The following is a 19,550-nucleotide window of genomic DNA, read 5'->3' as shown; positions in this document are numbered from 1 at the left end:
GGCTTGGAAGAACTGCAATATAATGCACTTATGATTGAAGCGGAGCGTCTCTTGAAGTGCAGCAAATGACAGGTACCCCAATGCTCCGGCTGACGTTGCAGCTCTACGGCGCAGGGGCGTGGGCCGATGCCATGACCCTGAGTTTCGACAACCCTGAAGAGGGCTTTGCCAGCCCTTGCAGCTTTGGTTATGTCCCGCAGTATCTGGTGGACAACCTGGACGCTGTTGCCAGCCCGTTGGGCCGTTCGGTCAGTGCACAGATTCCTTTGGGGTGGGAGCCCTGGCGAGAAGACCGGGCGCCGGCCTTTCTTTATGACCTGATCGCAACGCCGGCGGCACGCAGCTTTTTGCTCCGACAGATCGGCCATGAGCGACCCGATGGCATGGGCAGCGAGTTGTTCCTCCTGGCCCGAAGCACTGCGGCGCCCATTGGCCATCTGCGGATCAAGGAGTCCCTGGCGGGGTTGCACAGGCGTCCGGCCCTGGGCTTCACGCGGGAACAGGTGGTGACCCTGGATAACCGTTTTCTTGAATACGCCCATGAGCAGGCGGCGGCCTTTGGTGGCACGGCGAGCATCGGCGACGAAGCGCCCAAGCTGTTGCTGACAGAAAACCGCGAGGGCTTGTTGTTCCCCGACGCGTTGCTCGATGACGCTTGTGCAGCGCGTCACTGGTGGGTGAAGTTCCCCCGTAACCCGGCTTCGCCGAATGCCTGCGACATCCTCAGAAGCGAGTTCCATTACTACCGGGCGCTGCAGCAGCTGGGTATCGAGACGTTCCCGGCGCCTGGGCTGGCGCTGGAAGAGGGTCGGCGGCCAAGCCTGTGGATGCAGCGTTTTGACCGTCGGCTAACGCCCGCCGGAGTCGAGCGTCTGGCGGTGGAGTCGATCTACTCCCTGGCCGGGCTGGTGGGCCATGGCCAAGGCATGCGCCATACCGAAGTGCTGGGGATCCTCGCCGAACTGTGGCGCGCCACCGGCCAGGAGGCGTTGATCCCCGAACTGGTGGCGGACTACCTGCGGCGCGATCTGCTCAACAGGATCCTCGGCAACACCGACAATCATGGCCGCACGCTTGCGGTGGTTCGCACGGCTACAGAGGTGCGCCTGGCCCCGATCCATGACCTGGCGCCCAAGGTCATGGATGACCAGGGGATTGCCCGCACCACCAAATGGCCCGGACGCATGGAAGTAGCCGGCGACGTCGACTGGCGCCTGGTGTGTGCCAGCCTCAAGCCGCTGCTCGATCCCGAGGTCGCCCTGACGCGCCTGCGCGCAGATGCGGAACACCTGCGGGCCCTGCCGGACCTGTTGAGTGCCGGCGGCCTGCCCGAAGCCACCTTCAATCATCCGCGCATTCACCTGCGCCACCTGGACCGACGCCTGCAGGAGTGGGGATTGCGATGAGCATGACGCTGGAAGAACGCGGGGCCTTGATCGACCACATCCAGCAGGAGCTGGCGGGCGGTCGCTTGTCGCTTGGCGACGCGGTCAAGCGCCTGCGCACTGAAGTCACGGGGCTGCATCAGAGCCAGTTTGCCCGTATGTGCCGGATTTCCCTGCGCACCCTGATCCATATCGAACACGGTGACGGCAACCCGACCCTCAAGTCATTGAATGCGGTGTTCAAGCCGTTCGGCTTGCAGATGGGGGTGGTGAAGGTGCAGAAGACCAGCCGCGCCCGTTCGCTGCTCGATGAACTTGAGCGCTCGGCAAGAAGCCCGGGTATTCCCGGGCCTTCGACGCTTGCCTGAGCCTTAGCCGCGTTTGGCGTAGCCCTTGCCGTAATGCTTTTCCATCCGTGCCTGGATCAGTTCCAGGCCGATGGACAGCAGCCAGTAGATCAGCGCCGCGGTGCTGAGCATTTCAATGTAGCGGTAGCTGGAGCGGCCGTAGGACTGGGCCAGGAACATCACTTCCCAGACCCCCATCACCGAGATCAACGACGAGTCCTTGAGCATCGAGATGAACTGGTTGGTGGCCGGCGGAATGATGGTGCGCATGGCCTGGGGCAGGGTCACCTGCCAGAAGATCACGCTGTCGCTCATGCCCAGGGCCAGGGCAGCCTGGCGTTGGCCGTGAGGCACGCCAAGGATGCCGGCACGGAAAATCTCGCTGAGGTAGGCGCCGTAGTTCAGCGACAGGGCGATGATCCCGGCGGTAATGGCGCCCGGCACCACCCCCAGTTGCGGCAGGCCGAGGTAGATCAGCAGGATCTGGATCAGCAACGGCGTGCCGCGAAAGAACGAGGCATAGAAGCTGGCGATGCCGAAGGCCACGGCGCTGGACGACAGGCGCGCCAGGGCGGTGACAAAGCCCAGCAGCGACGAAGCGACGATGGAGCAGGCGCAGAGGAACAGGGTCAGCGCCGCGCCCTGGAGAAAGCCGCTGGGGGACAGGTGCAGGCCCAGCAGGTTCGGCAGCTTGTCGAGGATGATCGAGAACTTCAGATCGAAGCTCAGGAAGAAGCTGGCGAACAGCACCAGCAGCGCCGCCCAGGTCAGGTACAGACGAGTGCGAAAGCCCAGCAGACGCTTGAGCAGCGGTTCAGCCACCGGTTGCGGTGGCTGAGGCGGTGGCGTGTAGGCAGTCATTGGCTGATATCGGCGCCGATCCATTTCTGCGACAGCTTGCTCAGGGTGCCGTCCTGCTTCAGCTGGGCGAAGACTTCACGCACCTTGGCGTTCCACTGCGCATCGCCTTTCTCGATGGCCACCGAGTTGGGCTCGGCGTACAAGGCCTCGCCGGCCAGCTTGAAGCGCGCATCCTGGGTCAGCCGCGGTTGCGCGGTGACCAGGTTGGTGAGGATCGCATCCAGGCGCACGCCCGGGCCCAGGCCGAGGTCCTGGAAGGCCACGTTGTCGGTGTCGTAGGGGGCGATCTGTACGTTCTCGAAGGGGTATTGCAGGTGGGTGTCCTCGGCGCCTTCGATCACCAGGTTCTTGTTCAGGTAGCTCTCGTAGCTGGAGGCGGCGGTCAGGCCGACCTTCTTGTCGCTCAGGTCCTTGGCGCTGTGGATACGATCATCCTTGGCATTGACCACAATCACCGCCGGCGAGGCGTAGTACTGCACCGGGAAGTCGAAGACTTCGGCGCGGGCCTTGCTCGGGGTCATGGAGCAGATGCAGATGTCGTAGCGTCCGCTCCAGCGTCCCGCGGCGATCACATCCCAGGACGGGGTTTCCAGGCGCAGCTTGACGCCGAGCTTGTCGGCCACGGCCTTGGCCACGTCGACGTCGAAGCCGTCCAGCTGGTTCTGGTCATTGAGGAACGAGAAGGGCGGGTAGCTTTCCATCAGCACTCCGACCAGCTCCTTTTTCTGCTCGATACGCTCCAGGGTGGCGCCGGCGAAGGCTTGGGAAGAGGCGGTAAGCAGGGTCAGGCCGAGGGCCAGCAGCGGTTTGAAATTCATCGGAATCCTGACTGAAAAAGAGTTGTTATTAACCGAATGGTGCGTATTTAATAGTTATAAGAACGACTCCGGTAGTGAGTTATTTTCATAAGCATATGAGTAAAAAGCATATGGGCGCAGGTAGCACGGTAATTCTGGATGGCGGTATGGGTCGTGAGTTGCAGCGCCGTGGTGCGCCGTTCCGGCAGCCCGAGTGGTCGGCCCTGGCGTTGAGCGAGGACCCCCAGGCGGTGGAGGCGGTGCATGCGGCCTATATCGCCAGCGGTTCCAACGTGATCACCAGCAACAGCTACGCCGTGGTGCCTTTCCACATCGGTGAAGAGCGTTTTGCCGCCGAAGGCCAGGCCCTGGCGGCCCTGGCCGGTGAGCTGGCGCGCCGCGCAGTAGAGGCCTCCGGCAAGCCGGTGCGGGTGGCGGGTTCGTTGCCGCCGCTGTTCGGTTCCTATCGCCCGGACCTGTTCGATGCGTCCCGGGTCGAGGAAGTGCTGAGCCCACTGGTTAAAGGGCTGGCGCCTTTCGTGGACCTGTGGCTCGCAGAAACCCAAAGCTCGATCGCCGAGGCGCGGGCCATCCACGCCGGACTGCCCAAGGACGGCAAGCCGTTCTGGCTGTCCTTCACCCTCAAGGACGAAGAGGTCGATGAAGTGCCGCGCCTGCGTTCCGGCGAGCCGGTGGCTGAAGCGGCGGCGGTGGCGGCGCAGTTGGGCGTGCAGACCCTGCTGTTCAACTGCAGCCAGCCGGAAGTGATTGGTGCGGCGGTGGATGCCGCTCGCGAGACCTTCGAGCGCCTGGGGGTGCAGATCCATATCGGCGTGTACGCCAATGCCTTCCCGCCGCAGCCCGAGGATGCCACCGCCAACGACGGCCTGTGCCCCCTGCGGGAAGACCTGGACCCGTCGGGTTATCTGCAATGGGTGGCGGACTGGCACCAGCGCGGTGCCAGCCATGTCGGCGGTTGCTGCGGCATTGGGCCGGAGCATATTGCGGTGCTGGCGCAGAAGCTGGGCTGACCCCTGTAGCCGCTGCCGCAGGCTGCGCCAAGGTCCGCAGGACCTTCCGAGGCCTTCAACGGCGGCGCCCGCTGCGTCGGAGTGCCGCCCAGCCCGGTCGCAGCCTGCGGCAGCGGCTACAGGTCTTCTGCCAGGCCGGGTTCACCGCTCCCTTGTAGGCGCCGGCTTGCCGGCGAAAACCACGGTTACCCGCGACACTCCGCCAGCGACTTGAGCTGCCCCGCACCGCTCTGGTTCTCATCGCTGAGCCATTGTTCGAACCCTTTGGCAATCACCGGCCATTCCCCGTCCAGGATCGAGAACCACGCGGTATCGCGGTTCTGCCCCTTGGCCACCATGTGCTGGCGAAACACCCCCTCGAAGCTGAAACCCAAACGCTCGGCGGCATAGCGCGAGCGGGCGTTGGCGTTGTTGCACTTCCATTCCAGGCGCCGGTAGCCCAGGGCGAAAGCTTCCTTGGCCAGCAGGTACACCGCCTCGGTGCTCTTGGGTGAGCGCTGCATCGGTGCGCCGAAAGTGACGTGGCCGATCTCGATGCGGCCCTGGGCCGGGACGATGGACATCAGGCTGATCAGGCCCTGGGCCTGGCCACTGGCGCGGTCGATCACGGTGAAGAAATACGGGTCACTGGCAAGGGCGTGGTTACCGAGCCAGGCATCGAATGCCGCACGCTCGGGGAAGGGGCCATAAGGCAGGTAGTTCCACAGCACGGGGTCGGCGCCGGGGCCTTGCAGCACCTGGAACAGCTCATCGCCATGGCGCACCGGGTCGAGCCTTTCCAAACGGATGAAACGCCCTTCAAGCAGGGTGGCCGAAGGGGCGGGGACGCCTTTCCAATCGGCGAGAGAAATCGACATGCAGTGGCTCCTTGCGGGTTCAGAGGGGTTTGCGGAACTGGATAAAGCCCGGGCGCTCGGCGATGCGCTCGTAGAGCTGGATGGCCGTGGCATTGGTTTCGTGGGTCAGCCAATGCACCTTGGCGCAGCCGTCCTGTTTCGCCTGGGCGTAGACGAACTCGATCAGCTGCCGGCCGACGCCGGTGCCGCGCTGGTCCGGGGTCACCAGCAGGTCTTGCAGGTAGCAGGAATTCTCGATGCTCCAGTTGGAGCGGTGGTAGATGAAATGCACCAGGCCCACGGCGCGCTCGCCGTCCCAGGCCAGGGCCGCGTGGGTCGGTTCGCGAGCATCGAGGAAGCGCTGCCAGGTGCTCTGGGTCACGGCGTCCGGCAGTTCGGTTTCGTAGAAGCGCAGGTAGGCCTGCCACAACGGCAGCCAGGCGGCGTGGTCGGCGGTGGTAACCGGGCGGATCTGGATCTGGCTCATGAAAGCTCCTTTATTGTTCTGGGCGGGCACTCAGCCCATCAGTTGCGACAGGTGTTGGTCACGCGGGTCGGCGCTGGCCGCCAGACCGTCGCGGACCCCGGCAATATCTTCGGCATTGCGGTTCTGGCTGAGCTTGCGCTTGCCCTCCAGGCGCTGGATCGGCAGGGCGAAACCGACAATCGCTTTGAGCATGCCGTCGATGTAGTCGGCCGGGGCATCGGCCACCTTCCACGGCTGCGGGCGACCGGCCTCGTAACGCTCGGTCAGGCCCTCGACCACCTGCAGCAGCCGCTGCGGGTCGGTGAAGACCTCCGGCTGGCCATAGGCGTGCACCGCCACGTAGTTCCAGGTGGGCACCACTTTGCCGTGTTCGGCCTTGCTCGGATAGAACGAAGGGCTGATATAGGCGTCCTCGCCCATGAAGATCAGCAACGCTTCGGCGCCACTGGCGAGCTCGGCGCACTGTGGGTTGGCCTTGGCCAAGTGTCCGTAGAGGGTGCCATTGGCCCCCTGTTCGGGGTCCAGCAGCAGTGGCACGTGGCTAGCCTGCAGGCCCAGGGCGCCCCAGGTCACCAGGGTCGCCAGACGGCTGTGTTGGATCACGCCCTGCAGGCGGGGGAGGTCTTCATCGACGAAAGCGCGCGGTAGGTACATGGAAAAAATCCTTGGCGAGTGGCTGCATCCTAGGCAGGCTAATGGTTCGTTGTAAGAGCCATCTTTGGTCTATTTTGTGGGTCCAATCCCTGGGGCGCCTCGATGAACAGTGCTTTGCCTCCGCTGTCTTTCAACCCTGCCGGGATCGAGCTGGATCGCCGCCAGGGCCTCAGCCGCCAGCTGTACCAGGCCCTGCGCCTGCGGGTGCTGGACGGGCGCCTGGCCAGCGGCACGCGCCTGCCGGCCAGCCGTGATCTGGCGGCGGCATTGGGGATTTCCCGCAACAGCGTGGTGCGCGCCTATGACCAGCTGTATGCCGAGGGTTTTATCGAAGGCCGGGTCGGCGATGGCACCTACGTGGCCCAATTGCCAGAAACCCGCTTACCCATCAAAAAACTATCCACAAAAGTATCCACAGGGTTGTCAACAGGCTTACCCACAGGTTTATCCACAAAATCGACCGAAATAACTGGTGATGCATCCAGTAAAGTTATCCACAGCAGTGGTGTGCAGCGCCTGCAAAAGCATCATCTGAGCACGCCACCCAGTGGCCCGCCGCGGGCTTTTCGGGTCGGCGTGCCGGCTTTCGATCTGTTCCCGTTCGAGGTCTGGGCCAAGCTGAATGCGGCTTTCTGGCGCAGGCCGGACCTGCGTCAGCTGTGCTACGGCGATTCCGCTGGCGATTCGCGACTGCGCAGCCTGATCGCCGCCTACTTGCGCAGTGCCCGTGGGCTGCAATGCAGCGCTGAACAAATTGTGATCACCAGTGGCGCGCAACAGGGCATCAGCCTTTGTGCACAGCTGCTGGTGGAGCCCGGCGACAGCGTGGCTGTGGAAAACCCCGGCTATCGGGCGGCCGGTCACGCCTTCGCCGTAGCCGGGGCACAGTTGCAGGGCGTGGCGGTGGATCAGGAGGGCATCGACTGCCGTCAGTTGGAGCAGTTGCCCAACTGCCGCCTGGCCTATGTCACCCCGTCCCACCAGTACCCCACCGGGGTGATCATGAGCCTGGCCCGGCGCCTGGAGCTGCTGGCCTGGGCCGAGCGCAGCGGCGGCTGGATCGTCGAGGACGACTACGACGGCGAGTACCGCTACAGCGGCGCGCCCCTGGCCCCCCTGGCGGCGCTGGACCGGCATGGCCGGGTGATCTACGTCGGCACCTTCGGCAAGGTGGCGTTCCCGGCCTTGCGCCTGGGTTACCTGGTGCTGCCGCCGAATCTGGTGCAGGCCTTCGCCCAGCGCCGGGCGGTGGACGTGCGCCACTCCGAGGTCAGCACCCAGGCGGTGATGGCCGAGTTCATGGCCGCCGGGCATTTCCAGCGGCATATCCGGCGCATGCGCCGGGCCGCCCTGAGCCGGCGCAATACCTTGCTCGCCGGCTGGCCCGAGGCGATCCCGGGCGTCGGACCGCAGCCCACGGTGGCCGCCGGGTTGCACCTGACAGTGCGCGTGGACAGCCTGGCCCGGGAGCAGCAACTGCTGGAGCAGGCGGCCAGCGTCGATGTCGAGGTTAACGGCTTGAGCACTTATTGGTTACCGGAAACCCTGTTGCCCGAGGACCAACGGGCTGGGCTGGTGCTGGGCTTCGCCGCGGTGCCTGAGGCCGATATCCAGGCAGCCCTGGGCCGCCTGCGCCAGGCCTGGCGGGTCTGACGGGTTATACTCGCGGCCATTTCCCTGCCCGAGAAGCCTCATGAGCCAGACCCTCCCCGTGGCCCCGCAACGCATGTTCGGCGCCCCCCTGTTCGCCTTGCTGCTACTGGTGGCCGGCGCCCTGTTCCTGCAGACCCAGGTGGGTGCGCGACAGGTGCTGCTGTTGCTGCTGGGTGCCGCCCTGGGGCTCACCCTGTACCACGCTGCCTTCGGTTTCACCTCGGCCTGGCGGGTGTTTATCCGTGATCGGCGTGGTGCCGGCCTGCGGGCGCAGATGGTCATGCTGGCCCTGGCGGTGTTGCTGTTCTTCCCGGCGCTGGGGGCGGGCAGCCTGTTCGGCCAGCCGGTGGTGGGGCTGGTGGCGCCGGCCGGGGTGTCGGTGATCTTCGGTGCCTTCATTTTCGGCATCGGCATGCAACTGGGGGGCGGTTGCGCCTCGGGCACCCTGTTCACCGTCGGCGGCGGCAATGCGCGGATGCTGGTGACCCTGGCGTTCTTCATCTGCGGCTCGCTGATTGCCACCCATCATGTGGACTGGTGGTTTGCCTTGCCGTCGCTGCCACCGATCTCCATCGTCCAGAGCTTCGGCGTCGGCCCGGCCCTGGGCTTGAGCCTGTGCCTGTTCGCGCTGATCGCCTTGCTCACCCAGACCCTGGAAAAACGCCGCTACGGCAGCCTTGAAGCCCCGGTCGCCAGCCAGCACCAGGGCTGGCGCCGACTGTTGCGCGGTCCCTGGCCGCTGGTCTGGGGCGCGGTGGCCCTGGCCTTGCTCAACTTCGCCACCCTGGCCCTGGCCGGGCGCCCATGGGGCATCACCTCGGCCTTTGCCCTGTGGGGCGCGAAAGTCGCCAGTGGCTTGGGCGTAGACGTGGGCAGTTGGGTGTTCTGGCAGGGTGCGGCAAACGCCAAGGCCCTGGCCGCCCCGGTGTGGCAGGACATCACCAGCGTCATGGACATCGGCATCGTCCTGGGGGCCTTGCTGGCAGCAGGACTGGCGGGACGTTTTGCCCCCAACCTGAGAATCCCCACCCGTTCCCTGGTGGCGGCGGTGATTGGCGGGCTGCTGCTGGGCTACGGTTCGCGCCTGGCCTATGGCTGCAACATCGGCGCCTACTTCAGCGGCATCGCCTCCGGCAGCCTGCATGGCTGGCTGTGGCTGGTGGCGGCCTTTATCGGCAACGGCGTCGGCGTACGCCTGCGCCCCTGGTTCTTCGCCGAAGAGCGCACGCCCCAAGGCCTCACGGGCTGCTAAACGCCGCGGTGCAGGAGCCGGCTTGCCGGCGCAGCAGACAGCGCGGTCTATCACTGACCGCGCGCCCATCGTCCGCCGGATCAGGTCCCGGACTTGATCTTGGTCCAGGCCCGGGTCCGCGCCCGCTCTGCATCACGGGGCAGCGGTTGCAGCGTGTACAGGGTGCTCATCGCCGCTTCCGTCGGATACAGGTTGGGGTTGTTGCGGATCGAAGGGTCCACCAGTCCGGTAGCGTCCTTGTTCGGGTTCGGGTAACCGACAAAGTCGCTGACCGGGGCGATCACCTGAGGTTGCAGCAGGTAGTTGATGAAGGTGTAGGCATCTTCCGGGTTCTTGGCGCCTTTAGGGACCGCCAGCATGTCGAACCAGATCGGCGCGCCTTCCTTGGGCAGACGCATGTCCACGGTCACGCCGTTCTTGGCTTCCTTGGCGCGGTTGGCGGCCTGGGAGAAGCTCCCCGAGTAGCCCACCGCCACGCAGATATCGCCATTGGCGATGTCGGCCATGTACTTGGACGAGTGGAAGTAGGTGATGTACGGCCGGATCTTCATCAGCAGCGCCTCAGCCTTCTCGTAGTCCGCCGGCTTCTTGCTGTTGGGGTCCAGGCCCAGGTGCTGCAGGGCCAGGGGCAGGATTTCCGAAGGCGAATCCAGCAGGGCCACGCCGCACTGCTTGAGTTTGCTGATGTTCTCTTCCTTGAAGATCAGGTCCCAACTGTCCACCGGCGCCTTGTCGCCCAGGGCGGCCTTGACCTTGTCCGGGTTGAAGCCGATCAGGATGGTGCCGTACATGTAGGGCACGGCGAACTGGTTGCCCGGGTCGTTGGCCTCGATCAGCTTCATCAGCTTGGGGTCCAGGTGGTTCCAGTTGGGCAGCTTGCTGCGGTCCAGGGGCTGGAACACCCCGGCCTCGATCTGCTTGGCCAGGAACACGTTGGACGGCACCACCACGTCATAGCCGGAGTTGCCGGTCAGCAGCTTGGCTTCCAGGGCTTCGTTGGTGTCGAAGATGTCGTAGACCAGCTTCACCTGGCTGTTCTGCGCCTTGAAATCTTCCAGGGCCTTGGGGGTGATGTAGTCGAACCAGTTGTACACCCGCAGCGTGCGTTCTTCGGCGTGGGCGGCGGTGCCCAGCAGGCTGGCGCACAGGGCTGGAACCATTAAGCGTTTGAGTCTTTGCATGATGCGAGTCCCTCACTGGGCGCTTTGAAAACCTTCGAGAACGTTCACGGCGTTGATGCCGATTTCCTCTACCGCGTAACCGCCTTCCATGACGAACAGCGTCGGCTTGCCGAGGGCGGCGATGCGCTTGCCCATGGCCAGGTAATCCGGGCTGTCGAGTTTGAATTGCGAGATCGGGTCGTCCTTGAAGGTGTCCACGCCCAGGGACACCACGATGATGTCGGCGTCATAGCTGTGGATCTGGTTGCAGGCCTGCTCCAGGGCTGCGCTCCACTCATCCCAGCCGCTACCGGCGGCCAGCGGGTAGTTGAAGTTGAAACCTTCCCCGGCGCCTTCGCCGCTTTCGTCGGCATAGCCCAGGAAGAACGGGAACTCGGCTTCCGGGTGGCCGTGGATCGAGGTGAAGAGCACGTCGCTGCGCGCGTAGAAGATCGACTGGGTGCCGTTGCCGTGGTGGTAGTCGACATCGAGGATCGCGACTTTCTTGTGGCCCTGGTCGAGGAAGGCCTGGGCGGCGATGGCCGCGTTGTTCAGGTAGCAGTAGCCGCCCATCAGGTCGCTGGCGGCGTGGTGTCCTGGTGGCCGGCACAGGGCAAAGGCACTGCGGGCGCCGCGCTGGATCACCGCCTGGGCGGTGAGGGCCACTTGCGCTGCGCTGTAGGCCGCCTGCCAGGTGCCGGCGGTGATCGGCGCGCCGCCGTCGAAGCTGTAGTAGCCGAGCTGGCCATGGAGGCTGGTGGGAATCACGCTGCGCAGGGTGCGCGCCGGCCAGGTGTAGGGCAGCAGGTCGCCGTCGATGCCCTGTGCCGCCCAGCGCTCCCAGGCGCCTTTGAAGAAGTCCAGGTAGGCCCGGCTGTGGACGCGTTCGATGGGCCCCAGGCCGAAGTCCTTGGGCGCCTCTACCGGGCCAAGGTTGCGGTACTTCACCCGGTCCAGCACATGGTCGGCCCGGGAAGGCATTTCAAAGCAGGGCATCAATTGCCCGTCGATAAGTTCACAACGGCCGTGGTGCAGGTGGTGATCGTCCGAGTAGATCGTCAGCATTTTCTTGTTCTCCGCAGGCTGATTCGGTGGATCACAGTCTTGCGGGGCGCGGGGTTTCGGAGAACGGCAGGAGCGGCCAAAAGGGGATCAATCTGGCCAAAGTGTTTGACCGAAATTCGCCCCTTAAAGAGGCAGGGCGCCCCGTTGCGGGGCGCCGTCCGGTTCAACTGGCGGGCGGGGTGGGAACGAAGCGCTGCAGCACCTTGAGCATGTCCTCGCGTTTTTTCCGGGCGATGGCTTCCAGCAACAGCGCGTAGCCCTTTTTCTCGCAGTGCTGGCCGACATTGGGATCGGCGCCTTTTTCCAGCAGCAGGGTGAACAGGTCCAGGGTGTCCCGTTGGCTGACGTAGGGCGCCTTGTCGTCGGCGGAGGTCTTGTCGGCCACCAGGGTCAGCAGGCTCTCGCCGACGGGCTGGTTGTAGCAGGTGCCACGGCCGTAGCTCAGGTTGAGGTTGGCACCAGCGGCTATCAGTTGTCGCACGGCCTCGTAGTTGTTGCCCGAGAACGCCCGATACAGCGCGGTTTCACCATCGTCGGTTCTGCGCCGGTCGAGGTTTTGCGGGTGTTGCAGCAGCCAAGTGAAGCCTTGCAGGCTGCGCTTGTTCTCGGCCATCTGCATCAGGGGCGTCTGGCCCTGGCTGTCCGGCTCGTCGACGGCGACACCGGCCTCGATGAGGAACTTCAGGCGCCCGCCCTGGCTCAGGTCGGGGCTGTCGCCCAGGTCGCGGCGCATGGCCAGGGTCGCCAGGGTGGTCCAGTTGTACAGGCCGCTGGTGTGGGCGCCGTGCTCCAGCAGCAGCCGGGCGATGTCCAGGCGCGGGGCGTCCAGGGCATGCAGCAAGGCGCTGCGACCATCGTCGGCCATGACCTCGCCGCTGATGCCACTGGCCAGCAGGCGCTGCACTTCGGCCAGGTCGCCGGCATCCACCGCGTCCACCAGCGGCCAGAAGGCCTGGCAGTCCCGGGGGTTGGCGGCGTTCAGGCCCAAGCGCTGCAGGACCCGGGGCGGGATGCTCATCTGGCGCTTCAGGCGCAGGCCGCAATACACCCGGTAACCCTCGATGGCCCGGCCCTGGTGGATGTTGTCCTGCGTGCGTTGTTGGTAGATCGCCCAGTCCAGGTCCGCCAGGTTGAGGTAGGTCGGCATGCGTCCGGGGTCGCGGCGCAGCACTTCCTTGAGCCAGGGGCGGGCGGTTCTCAGGTGCCCGGCTTCGCTGGTCCAGTAGGCGATGTCGTTGAGCAGTCCGGCGTATTCACGGCGCTCGGTGGCGATGCTGCGAAAGTCATGGGTGACGAAGAAGTCCTCCACCCGGTTGATGCCCGGTTGCTTGTCCTTGGCGGTGCGCAGTTGCTCGTGCAGCGCGCGGAACGCTTTCCAGATGCTGTCCGGGTTCGAGGCTGGCGCTGGCACAAAGGCGTTGACGGTGATCGGCCCGCTGCCTTGGGTGAAAGGGCGGAACCACGGTGGGAATGTCTCCAGGGCCTGCAGCCATTGCTGCCCGGTTTCCTCGCTGATGGGCTGCAGCGGGGTGAACTCCAGCTGGCTGAGGTCCCGGCGGTGACTGATCGCCAGCAGCGGGCGCTGCGGATCGCGCTGGTCGATCAGCAGGTAGCGTCGGCTGAGTTGCCAATCGCTGGGCTCCTGGCACTTGAAGTCGAGCGAGGTCAGGGTGATGCCGGTGTCCAGGGTATTGCTCGTGGGCCAGTTGTCGGCGACTGGCACCGGATACTCCGGGGCCGCACAGGCCCGCAGTTCTTCGGGGCTGAACAGAGCCATGGGCGGCGACTTGTAGACCCGCTGCTGGTACTTCAGGTCCTGATAGGCGTTGAGGTAGAACAGCCCGCGGTACTGGCTCAGGACGATCCGCGCCGGCACTCGCTCCCGGCCCGGCACGGGGAACGGCTTGAGTTGCAGGGTGGCGGTTTCCGGGTAGTCGATGACGAAGTAGCGAGCCATTCCCGACCATTTGATCGCGCCCAGGTCCAGGTCGAAGGCCTGGGCGGCGGGTGCCCCAGCCAGCAGCGCCAGCGCCAGGCCAAGCCCGCGAATGCCAATGCGCCGGGCGATGGCGCCTGAGAATAGCTTCAACGTTGCAGTCCCTTGCCGGTAGAAAGCTCGGCAATGTAATGCAATCGGCGCCGTTGTGCCGGGCTTTGTTTCAGGGGCTCCGCGGGTTCGGCGCCACGCCTCAAAGGCGAAACGCCGTCGCCGGCGGTGGCGGTGCAAAGCTTTGCAGCACCTTGAGCATGTCGTCGCGCTTGCGCCGGGCCATGATCTCCAGCAGCCAGGTGTAGCCGTTGTTCTTGCAGTAGCGGCCGACGTTGGGGTCGGCGCCTTTTTCCAGCAGCAGGGTGAACATGTCCAGGCTCTGTTGCTGGCTGACCCAGGGATTGATGACCTCGGGCGAGCCCTGTTCGGCGACGATCATCAGCAGGCTTTGGCGAACCGGCTGCTGTGCGCAGAAACCGCGGCCGTAGCTCAGGTTGAGGTTGGCACCGGCCTCTATCAGTTCTCTGGCAGCGGCGTAGTTGCCGCCCTTGAGCGCCAGGAACAGTGCGGTTTCGCCGTCTGGCCCGCTGCGCTTGTCGAGGTCTTGCGGGTGTTGCAGCAGCCAGTTGAAGCGCTCGATGTCGTCGCGTTCCTTGGCCATGGCCTGCAGCGCGGTGCCGCCCTGGACATCCTGTTCATCGATGGCAGCACCGGCTTGCAGCAGGAAGTTCAGGCGCTTGGCCTGGTTCAGGTCGGGGTTGTCCTTGAGGTCGCGGCGCATGGCCAGGACCACCTGGGTGCGGCCGTTGTACTGACCCTGTGGGCGGGCGCCATGGGCCAGCAACAGCCGGGCGATGTCCAGGTCGGGTTTATCCAGGGCGTGCAACAGCGCCGGGCGCCCATCGGCGGCGATCACGTCGCCGCTCAGGCCGTTCTCCAGCAGGCGCCGGACTTCGCCCGCGTCACCCTGGTCCACCGCCGTCACCAGCGGCCAGGCGCTTTGGCAGGCCGGTTCGCTGGGTGCCTCAAGGCCCAGGCGCTGGGTGACCCTGGCGGGGACCCCAAGCTGGCGTTGCAGGCGCAGTCCGCAATACAGCCGATAGTTCTCCATGGCCCGGCCCCGGTGCCGGGTGTCTGCGGGCTGCTGTTGGTACAGGCGCCAATCCAGGTCCGCCAGATTGAGGTAGGTCGGCATGCGCCCTGGGTCGCGACGCAGCACGTGCGCCAGCCACGGTCGGGCGCTCTGCAACTGGCCGGCCTCGGTGGCCCAATAGGCGATGTCGTTGAGCAGGCCCGGGTAGGTACTGCGCTCGGGGGCGATCGCGCGAAAGTCATGACGGCTGAAGAACTCTTCCACCCGGGCGATGCCCGGAGCCTTGTCTTTGGCATCGCGCAATTGCGTGTGCAGCTGGCGAAATTCGGTCCAGATCTGCTCCGCGCTGGGCGGCGGCGCATAGGGCTTGACGCGCAGCTGGCCGCTGCTGGCGTCAAAGGGTTCCAGCAGCTTCGGGTATTTGTGCAGGGCTTGCAGCCATTGCTGCTGCAGTTCGGGGCTGATCGGTTGCTGCGGGGTGAAGTCGATCTGTGCCTCGCCCTGACGCTGACCGATGGCCAGCAGCGGCCGCTGGGGATCGCGGCTGTCCACCAGCAGATAGCGATTGCTCAACTCCCAGCCTGGGCTCTGGCAGTCGAAACTCAGTTTGGTCAGGCTCAGGGCGGATTCCAGCTGCTTGCTCGACGGCCAGTTGTCCGTGGCTCCAACAGGTCGCTGCTCGGGCACGCAGGCCTGTAGTTCCTGGGCGTTGAACAGCGGCAGGGGCGGCGACTTGTAGACCCGCTGCCGGTACTGCCCATCCGCGTAGCCGTTGAGGTAGAACAGGCCGTGGTATTGGCTGAGGATCACCCGTGCCGGCGCTTGGGCCAGCCCGGGCAGGGGAAAGGGTTCGAGTTGCAGGGTGGCGGTTTCCGGATCGTCCAGGAGGATGCTGCTCTGCATCTCCCACCAGCGGATTTTGGACAGCTCGAAGGCTTGGGCGAGGGGGAGGCCGGCTAGCAGCACCAGCGCCAGGCACCCCCCGCGAATACCGATGCGCCGGGCGATGGCGCCTGTGATTAGGTTCAAGCTTGCAGTCCCTTGCCGGTTTCAAAGGTCGGCAATGTAATGCAATCCGCAGCTTTATGTCGGGGTTTGTCTCAGGGCCGGAACTGGCTCGGCGCCACACCGCTCCAGCGGATGAAGGCATGGCGAAAGCTCGCGGTTTCACTGAAGCCCAGGGCTTCGGCAATCCGGTAGATGGGCAGCTGGTCTTCGCAGAGCATCTGCTTGGCCCGCTCGAAGCGCAGCTCGTCCAGCAACTCCTGATAGCTGCAACCCAGGTCGCGCAGATGGCGGCGCAGGGTCCGGGCCGAGCAGTTCATCTGTTCCGCCAGTCCCTCCAGCCCCGGTGCGGCGTCCAGTTGCGCTGCCAGCAGCTGGCGGATGCGCCCCAGCCAGGCCTGGCGCCCGGTGAACTCGGTGTTCTGCTTGCGGCAGCGTTCGGCCATGGCCTGGTGGGTGATGGCATCCGCCAGGGGCAGGGGGTGTTCGAGCCATTGCTGGTCGAAGGCGAAGGCGTTGCTGCGGGCGTTGAACTGCAGCGGACAGTCGAAGGCTTCGCGGTAGCGCCTTTGATAGTCCGGTGCCGGATAGTCGAAGCGCGCGCCCAGCAGCGGCAGCGGGTGGCCCAGCAAGTCGTCGCAGATGACCTTCAGCGACACCAGGCAGAACTCGGTATTGAACGCCGCCAGGGCCGGGCTTTCGCGGTAGCCGGCGGCGGTGAACCAGATGCGCGGGCCGTCGGCTTCCAGGCTCAGTTCGAAAAGTGTTCCCATCAGCGCCGGATAGCGCATGGCCAGGCGCAAAGCGTCACCTAAGGTGGCACTGGTGAGCAGGGCATAGCCGAGCATGCCGTAGGAGGAAACGTGCATGCGCCGGCCCAGTTCCAGGCCGATGTCCCGTTGCAGGGCCACGGCATTGGCGCACACCAGCATCTCCTGGTTGGTGGTGATGCGAGTGTCGGCGCGGCTCAGGTCGGCGGGGTTGATGCCGCTGCCGGCCAGCAGCGCGTCGCTGTCCTGGCCCTGCTCCTTGAAGGTATTGAGGACCAGTGAAACCGCATTGAGGGTGGTGAGGTGCGAGTGCAGCATGCGCAGATTCCAGCCTGGGGAAGACCCTTAACCGGAGCAAGTTGCATGCCGCCCCGCATCTGCGGGTGCCGGAGCTGCTTGTAGGAGCTGGCTTGCCAGCGAAGAGGCCCTCAAGACCGCCTTCGCCGGCAAGCCGGCTCCTACAGAGTGTTCAGGCCAGTTCGCCGCACAGGTCCAGTTCCACCAGGCGCCGCACTTCGCTGTTGGCCAGCCCGGCGCCGAGCAGGGCGCTGAGCTTGCCGAACGCCGCTTCGCGAGTCATGCCGCCACCAGACAGCACGCCCACGCCGCGCAGGCGGCTGCCGGCTTCGTAGATGTCCAGCTCCACACCGCCTTCATGGCACTGGGTCACCGCCACCACGACGATGCCTTGCTCCTGTGCGCGCTTGAGACTGGCCAGGAACGCCGGGTTGTCGCTGGGCCCGGTGCCGCTGCCGAAGCATTCCAGGACCAGGGCCTGGATGCCGCTGTCGAGCACGCCGTCCAGCAGCTCGGCGCCGATGCCGGGGAACAGCGGCAGTACGCCGACCTTGGCCAGTTGCTTGGCCTGGCGGTAGTCCAGCGCCGACGGAATCGCTTCGGCCTTTGCGCCGCCGCCATTGCGTTGCAGGGCGGCGAACGGGTGCCGGCCGAAACTGCGGATTTTCGCGCAGCGGGTCGGGGCCAGCAGTTCGCCGTGGAAGTACAGGTGCACCCCCGGTGCCAGGCCCTGGCCCAGGGCCAACAGGGCGCCACTGAGGTTTTCCCAGGCGTCGCTGTCCGGCACACCGGCCGGCAGCATCGAACCGGTGAACAGCACCCGCGCTGGCAGCCCCAGCAACTGGAAGCTCATGGCGGCGGCGCTGTAGGCCAGGGTGTCGGTGCCGTGGAGGATCAGCACGCTGTCGCAGCCCTGGTCCACGGCTTCGACCACCGCTTCGCGCAGGCGCTGCCAGTAGTCGGGGGTCATGTTGGCGCTGTCGATCAGGGGCGCCATCTCGCGAAAGCGCCAGGCCGGCACCACCAGTTCGGGCTGGCTGTCGAGGTAGGCGCGCATGCGCACGTCGAAACCGGACGCCGGGGCCAGGCCGTCGGCGCTGGCCTGCATGCCGATGGTGCCACCGGTGTAGAGCACCATGACGTGCTGGGCGGCAGGGTAGGTCGAAGGGTTCATGGGATTCTCCGAAACGGTGAGTTCCTGTGGGAGCGGGCAAGCCCGCTCGCACATTTATCGCACTGTAACCGACGGGTGCAGAGGATGCGCCCGTCGTTCACCCGTCAGCGTTGCGCTGCGGGCACGCCTTGCGGCTCGGCCTGGGTGGCGGCCGAAGGTTCGGCGGGCCAGGCCTTCAGGTCCAGGTCCAGATCGGCGAATTTGCGCGAGTCGAACACCGGCTGGTCGACACCGGCGCGGCGCTGCTCGTCGTAGTCGCGCATCACCCGCAGGCCGACCTTGAACAGCATGGCCAGGGCCACCAGGTTGACGAAGGCCAGGCAGGTCATGGTGATGTCGGCGAAGGCGAACACGGTCGAGAGGTTCTGCATCGAACCCCAGACCACCAGCGCCAGCACCAGGCCGCGGAACAGCATCAACACAGTGCGGTTGCGGGTGAGGAACTGCAGGCTGTTCTCGCCCAGGTAGTAGTTGTAGAGGATGCAGGTGAAGACGAACAACGACAGCGCGACACTGACGAACACGCGGCCCCAGTCACCGACCACGGCGGCCAGCGAGTTCTGGGTCAGGACGATGCCGTCGCCTTCGAAGCCCGGGGTGTAGAAGCCCGACAGCAGGATCAGCAGCGCGGTGCAGGTGCAGATCACGAAGGTGTCGAGGAACACGCTGAAGGCCTGGACCACGCCCTGGGCGCCCGGGTGCTTCACGGCGGCCACGGCGGCCACGTTCGGCGCACTGCCCAGGCCCGCTTCGTTGGCGAACACGCCACGCTTCACGCCCATGACGATGGCGCTGCCGAGCAGGCCGGCGAAGGCCGGGTCGAGGCCGAAGGCGCTCTTGATGATGGTTTCCAGCATGGCCGGCACGTGTTCGATCTGGGTGCCGATCACGTACAGGGTCACGGCGATGTAGGCCAGGGTCTTGATCGGGACCAGCAGGTCGGACACCGCGGCGATGCGCTTGATGCCGCCGATGAAGGTGATGGCCAGCAGCACCGCCAGGACGATGCCGGTGTGGCGTGGGTCGAAGGCAAAGGCGTCCTGCAGCGAGTGCGTCACGGTGTAGGACTGCAGGCCGATGAAGGCGAAGCCGTAGGTGACCAGCAGCAGGATCGAGAACACCACCGCCATGCCTTTGAGCTTCAGGCCGTGCTGGATGTAGTAGGCCGGGCCACCGCGGTACAGGCCGTCACCGTCGGCGCGCTTGTAGACCTGGGCCAGGGTGCATTCGAAGAAGCTGCTGGACATGCCGACAAGTGCGGTCACCCACATCCAGAACACCGCGCCCGGGCCACCCAGGGTCACGGCGATGCCGACGCCGGCGATGTTGCCTGCACCCACCCGGCCGGCGAGGCTGAGCATCAGCGCCTGGAACGAGCTGAGCTGGCCGCCGCTGCTTTTCAGGCTGTCGCGGAACACCGCGAACATATGGAGGAAATGGCGCAATTGAACGAAACGCGAGCGGATCGTGAAGTAGCTGCCGAGCCCGACAATGAGCACGATCAGTACTTTCCCTGAGAGGAAGTCGTTGATGACTTCGAGCATGGATTATTCCTCGCTGTTTTTTGTGTAGGCAAAAGCAGAGCGGACGGAAACATTCAGTTACACCGCTGATTGCACGCACGGCAAGGCGGTGGGGCGAGCGTTCGTCCCGGTTCTATATTTCGCGGGTTGTTATTAGTTCGGGTTTCCCG

At 65.3% G+C, this 19,550-nt stretch carries 16 protein-coding genes and 1 pseudogene; 5 read left to right on the top strand and 12 right to left on the bottom strand.

Translation table 11 applies throughout. From position 1 onward, the window contains the following. Window positions 1-131: 131 nt before the first annotated feature. Together PFZ56_RS05300 and PFZ56_RS05295 are read left to right on the top strand one after the other, a co-directional pair. Window positions 132-1,406, top strand: a complete 1,275-nt coding sequence (locus PFZ56_RS05300; RefSeq protein ID WP_170001430.1) for a type II toxin-antitoxin system HipA family toxin — start codon at window positions 132-134, stop codon at window positions 1,404-1,406. Beyond that, window positions 1,403-1,669: pseudogene (locus tag PFZ56_RS05295) on the top strand (helix-turn-helix domain-containing protein); the annotation flags it as partial. The gene PFZ56_RS05300 and the pseudogene PFZ56_RS05295, both read left to right, overlap by 4 nt. Before the next feature lie 87 nt (window positions 1,670-1,756). On the opposite strand, the gene PFZ56_RS05290 reads toward PFZ56_RS05295, so the two are convergent. Both PFZ56_RS05290 and PFZ56_RS05285 read right to left on the bottom strand, forming a co-directional pair. Beyond that, window positions 1,757-2,593: an amino acid ABC transporter permease gene (locus PFZ56_RS05290; protein WP_102862364.1), complete on the bottom strand. Its 837-nt coding sequence runs from the start codon at window positions 2,591-2,593 to the stop codon at window positions 1,757-1,759. Continuing rightward, on the bottom strand, window positions 2,590-3,411 hold the full coding sequence (locus PFZ56_RS05285) for an ABC transporter substrate-binding protein (RefSeq protein ID WP_102881355.1): 822 nt from the start codon (window positions 3,409-3,411) through the stop codon (window positions 2,590-2,592). Before PFZ56_RS05285 ends, PFZ56_RS05290 begins: the two co-directional genes overlap by 4 nt. 110 nt (window positions 3,412-3,521) lie before the next feature. On the opposite strand from PFZ56_RS05285, the gene PFZ56_RS05280 reads away from it, so the two are divergent. Then, window positions 3,522-4,421: a homocysteine S-methyltransferase family protein gene (locus PFZ56_RS05280; RefSeq protein ID WP_170001401.1), complete on the top strand. Its 900-nt coding sequence runs from the start codon at window positions 3,522-3,524 to the stop codon at window positions 4,419-4,421. 185 nt (window positions 4,422-4,606) lie between these two features. On the opposite strand, the gene PFZ56_RS05275 is transcribed toward PFZ56_RS05280, so the two are convergent. Genes PFZ56_RS05275 through PFZ56_RS05265 form a run of 3 tightly spaced genes read right to left on the bottom strand, consistent with a single transcriptional unit; the run spans window position 4,607 to window position 6,398 of the window. After that, window positions 4,607-5,278 (bottom strand): GNAT family N-acetyltransferase, encoded by a 672-nt coding sequence (locus PFZ56_RS05275; RefSeq protein ID WP_102881352.1) that lies wholly within the window; start codon window positions 5,276-5,278, stop codon window positions 4,607-4,609. 19 nt (window positions 5,279-5,297) lie between these two features. Beyond that, window positions 5,298-5,744: a GNAT family N-acetyltransferase gene (locus PFZ56_RS05270; RefSeq protein ID WP_170001403.1), complete on the bottom strand. Its 447-nt coding sequence runs from the start codon at window positions 5,742-5,744 to the stop codon at window positions 5,298-5,300. A gap of 30 nt (window positions 5,745-5,774) precedes the next feature. Beyond that, complete coding sequence (locus PFZ56_RS05265; RefSeq protein ID WP_170001404.1) at window positions 5,775-6,398, bottom strand: FMN-binding negative transcriptional regulator; 624 nt, start codon at window positions 6,396-6,398, stop codon at window positions 5,775-5,777. Between the two features lie 102 nt (window positions 6,399-6,500). Here PFZ56_RS05265 and PFZ56_RS05260 point away from each other — a divergent pair, with 102 nt between their 5' ends. Then, window positions 6,501-8,051, top strand: coding sequence for a PLP-dependent aminotransferase family protein (locus PFZ56_RS05260; RefSeq protein WP_170001405.1), 1,551 nt, complete (start codon window positions 6,501-6,503; stop codon window positions 8,049-8,051). A gap of 40 nt (window positions 8,052-8,091) precedes the next feature. Continuing rightward, entirely contained in the window at window positions 8,092-9,303 is a 1,212-nt protein-coding gene (locus PFZ56_RS05255; RefSeq protein WP_102881348.1) for a YeeE/YedE family protein, read from the top strand. Window positions 9,304-9,383: 80 nt separating this feature from the next. Here PFZ56_RS05255 and PFZ56_RS05250 read toward each other — a convergent pair whose 3' ends face one another. The 7 genes from PFZ56_RS05250 to PFZ56_RS05220 all read right to left on the bottom strand — a co-directional run bounded on the left by PFZ56_RS05250 (window position 9,384) and on the right by PFZ56_RS05220 (window position 19,401). Then, window positions 9,384-10,484, bottom strand: coding sequence for a polyamine ABC transporter substrate-binding protein (locus PFZ56_RS05250; protein WP_102862356.1), 1,101 nt, complete (start codon window positions 10,482-10,484; stop codon window positions 9,384-9,386). Window positions 10,485-10,496: 12 nt separating this feature from the next. Further along, the gene (locus tag PFZ56_RS05245) at window positions 10,497-11,528 is read right to left on the bottom strand and encodes a histone deacetylase family protein (RefSeq protein ID WP_170001406.1); all 1,032 of its coding nucleotides are present in this window, start codon (window positions 11,526-11,528) and stop codon (window positions 10,497-10,499) included. Window positions 11,529-11,691: 163 nt separating this feature from the next. Further along, on the bottom strand, window positions 11,692-13,617 hold the full coding sequence (locus tag PFZ56_RS05240) for an ankyrin repeat domain-containing protein (RefSeq protein WP_170001407.1): 1,926 nt from the start codon (window positions 13,615-13,617) through the stop codon (window positions 11,692-11,694). A 100-nt stretch (window positions 13,618-13,717) separates the two neighbouring features. Then, window positions 13,718-15,640, bottom strand: a complete 1,923-nt coding sequence (locus PFZ56_RS05235; protein ID WP_394304590.1) for an ankyrin repeat domain-containing protein — start codon at window positions 15,638-15,640, stop codon at window positions 13,718-13,720. A 71-nt stretch (window positions 15,641-15,711) separates the two neighbouring features. Next, the gene (locus PFZ56_RS05230) at window positions 15,712-16,704 is read right to left on the bottom strand and encodes an AraC family transcriptional regulator (protein WP_170001408.1); all 993 of its coding nucleotides are present in this window, start codon (window positions 16,702-16,704) and stop codon (window positions 15,712-15,714) included. Between the two features lie 151 nt (window positions 16,705-16,855). Then, entirely contained in the window at window positions 16,856-17,857 is a 1,002-nt protein-coding gene (locus tag PFZ56_RS05225; protein WP_170001409.1) for an asparaginase, read from the bottom strand. A gap of 104 nt (window positions 17,858-17,961) precedes the next feature. Then, complete coding sequence (locus PFZ56_RS05220) at window positions 17,962-19,401, bottom strand: sodium:alanine symporter family protein (RefSeq protein ID WP_110594185.1); 1,440 nt, start codon at window positions 19,399-19,401, stop codon at window positions 17,962-17,964. Window positions 19,402-19,550: the final 149 nt, after the last annotated feature.

It is taken from the genome of Pseudomonas danubii (genome assembly GCF_042980055.1).
Taxonomy (GTDB): Bacteria; Pseudomonadota; Gammaproteobacteria; order Pseudomonadales; family Pseudomonadaceae; genus Aquipseudomonas; species Aquipseudomonas danubii.
The sequence above is the reverse complement of the archived record's forward strand: the minus strand, read 5'-3'. Positions and strand labels throughout refer to the sequence as shown.

Coding starts and splice junctions, on each gene's coding strand:
- PFZ56_RS05300 (WP_170001430.1), top strand. CDS start 132: ATGACCCTGAGTTTCGACAACCCTGAAGAGGGCTTTGCCAGCCCTTGC.
- PFZ56_RS05290 (WP_102862364.1), bottom strand. CDS start 2,593: ATGACTGCCTACACGCCACCGCCTCAGCCACCGCAACCGGTGGCTGAA.
- PFZ56_RS05285 (WP_102881355.1), bottom strand. CDS start 3,411: ATGAATTTCAAACCGCTGCTGGCCCTCGGCCTGACCCTGCTTACCGCC.
- PFZ56_RS05280 (WP_170001401.1), top strand. CDS start 3,522: ATGGGCGCAGGTAGCACGGTAATTCTGGATGGCGGTATGGGTCGTGAG.
- PFZ56_RS05275 (WP_102881352.1), bottom strand. CDS start 5,278: ATGTCGATTTCTCTCGCCGATTGGAAAGGCGTCCCCGCCCCTTCGGCC.
- PFZ56_RS05270 (WP_170001403.1), bottom strand. CDS start 5,744: ATGAGCCAGATCCAGATCCGCCCGGTTACCACCGCCGACCACGCCGCC.
- PFZ56_RS05265 (WP_170001404.1), bottom strand. CDS start 6,398: ATGTACCTACCGCGCGCTTTCGTCGATGAAGACCTCCCCCGCCTGCAG.
- PFZ56_RS05260 (WP_170001405.1), top strand. CDS start 6,501: ATGAACAGTGCTTTGCCTCCGCTGTCTTTCAACCCTGCCGGGATCGAG.
- PFZ56_RS05255 (WP_102881348.1), top strand. CDS start 8,092: ATGAGCCAGACCCTCCCCGTGGCCCCGCAACGCATGTTCGGCGCCCCC.
- PFZ56_RS05250 (WP_102862356.1), bottom strand. CDS start 10,484: ATGCAAAGACTCAAACGCTTAATGGTTCCAGCCCTGTGCGCCAGCCTG.
- PFZ56_RS05245 (WP_170001406.1), bottom strand. CDS start 11,528: ATGCTGACGATCTACTCGGACGATCACCACCTGCACCACGGCCGTTGT.
- PFZ56_RS05230 (WP_170001408.1), bottom strand. CDS start 16,704: ATGCTGCACTCGCACCTCACCACCCTCAATGCGGTTTCACTGGTCCTC.
- PFZ56_RS05225 (WP_170001409.1), bottom strand. CDS start 17,857: ATGAACCCTTCGACCTACCCTGCCGCCCAGCACGTCATGGTGCTCTAC.
- PFZ56_RS05220 (WP_110594185.1), bottom strand. CDS start 19,401: ATGCTCGAAGTCATCAACGACTTCCTCTCAGGGAAAGTACTGATCGTG.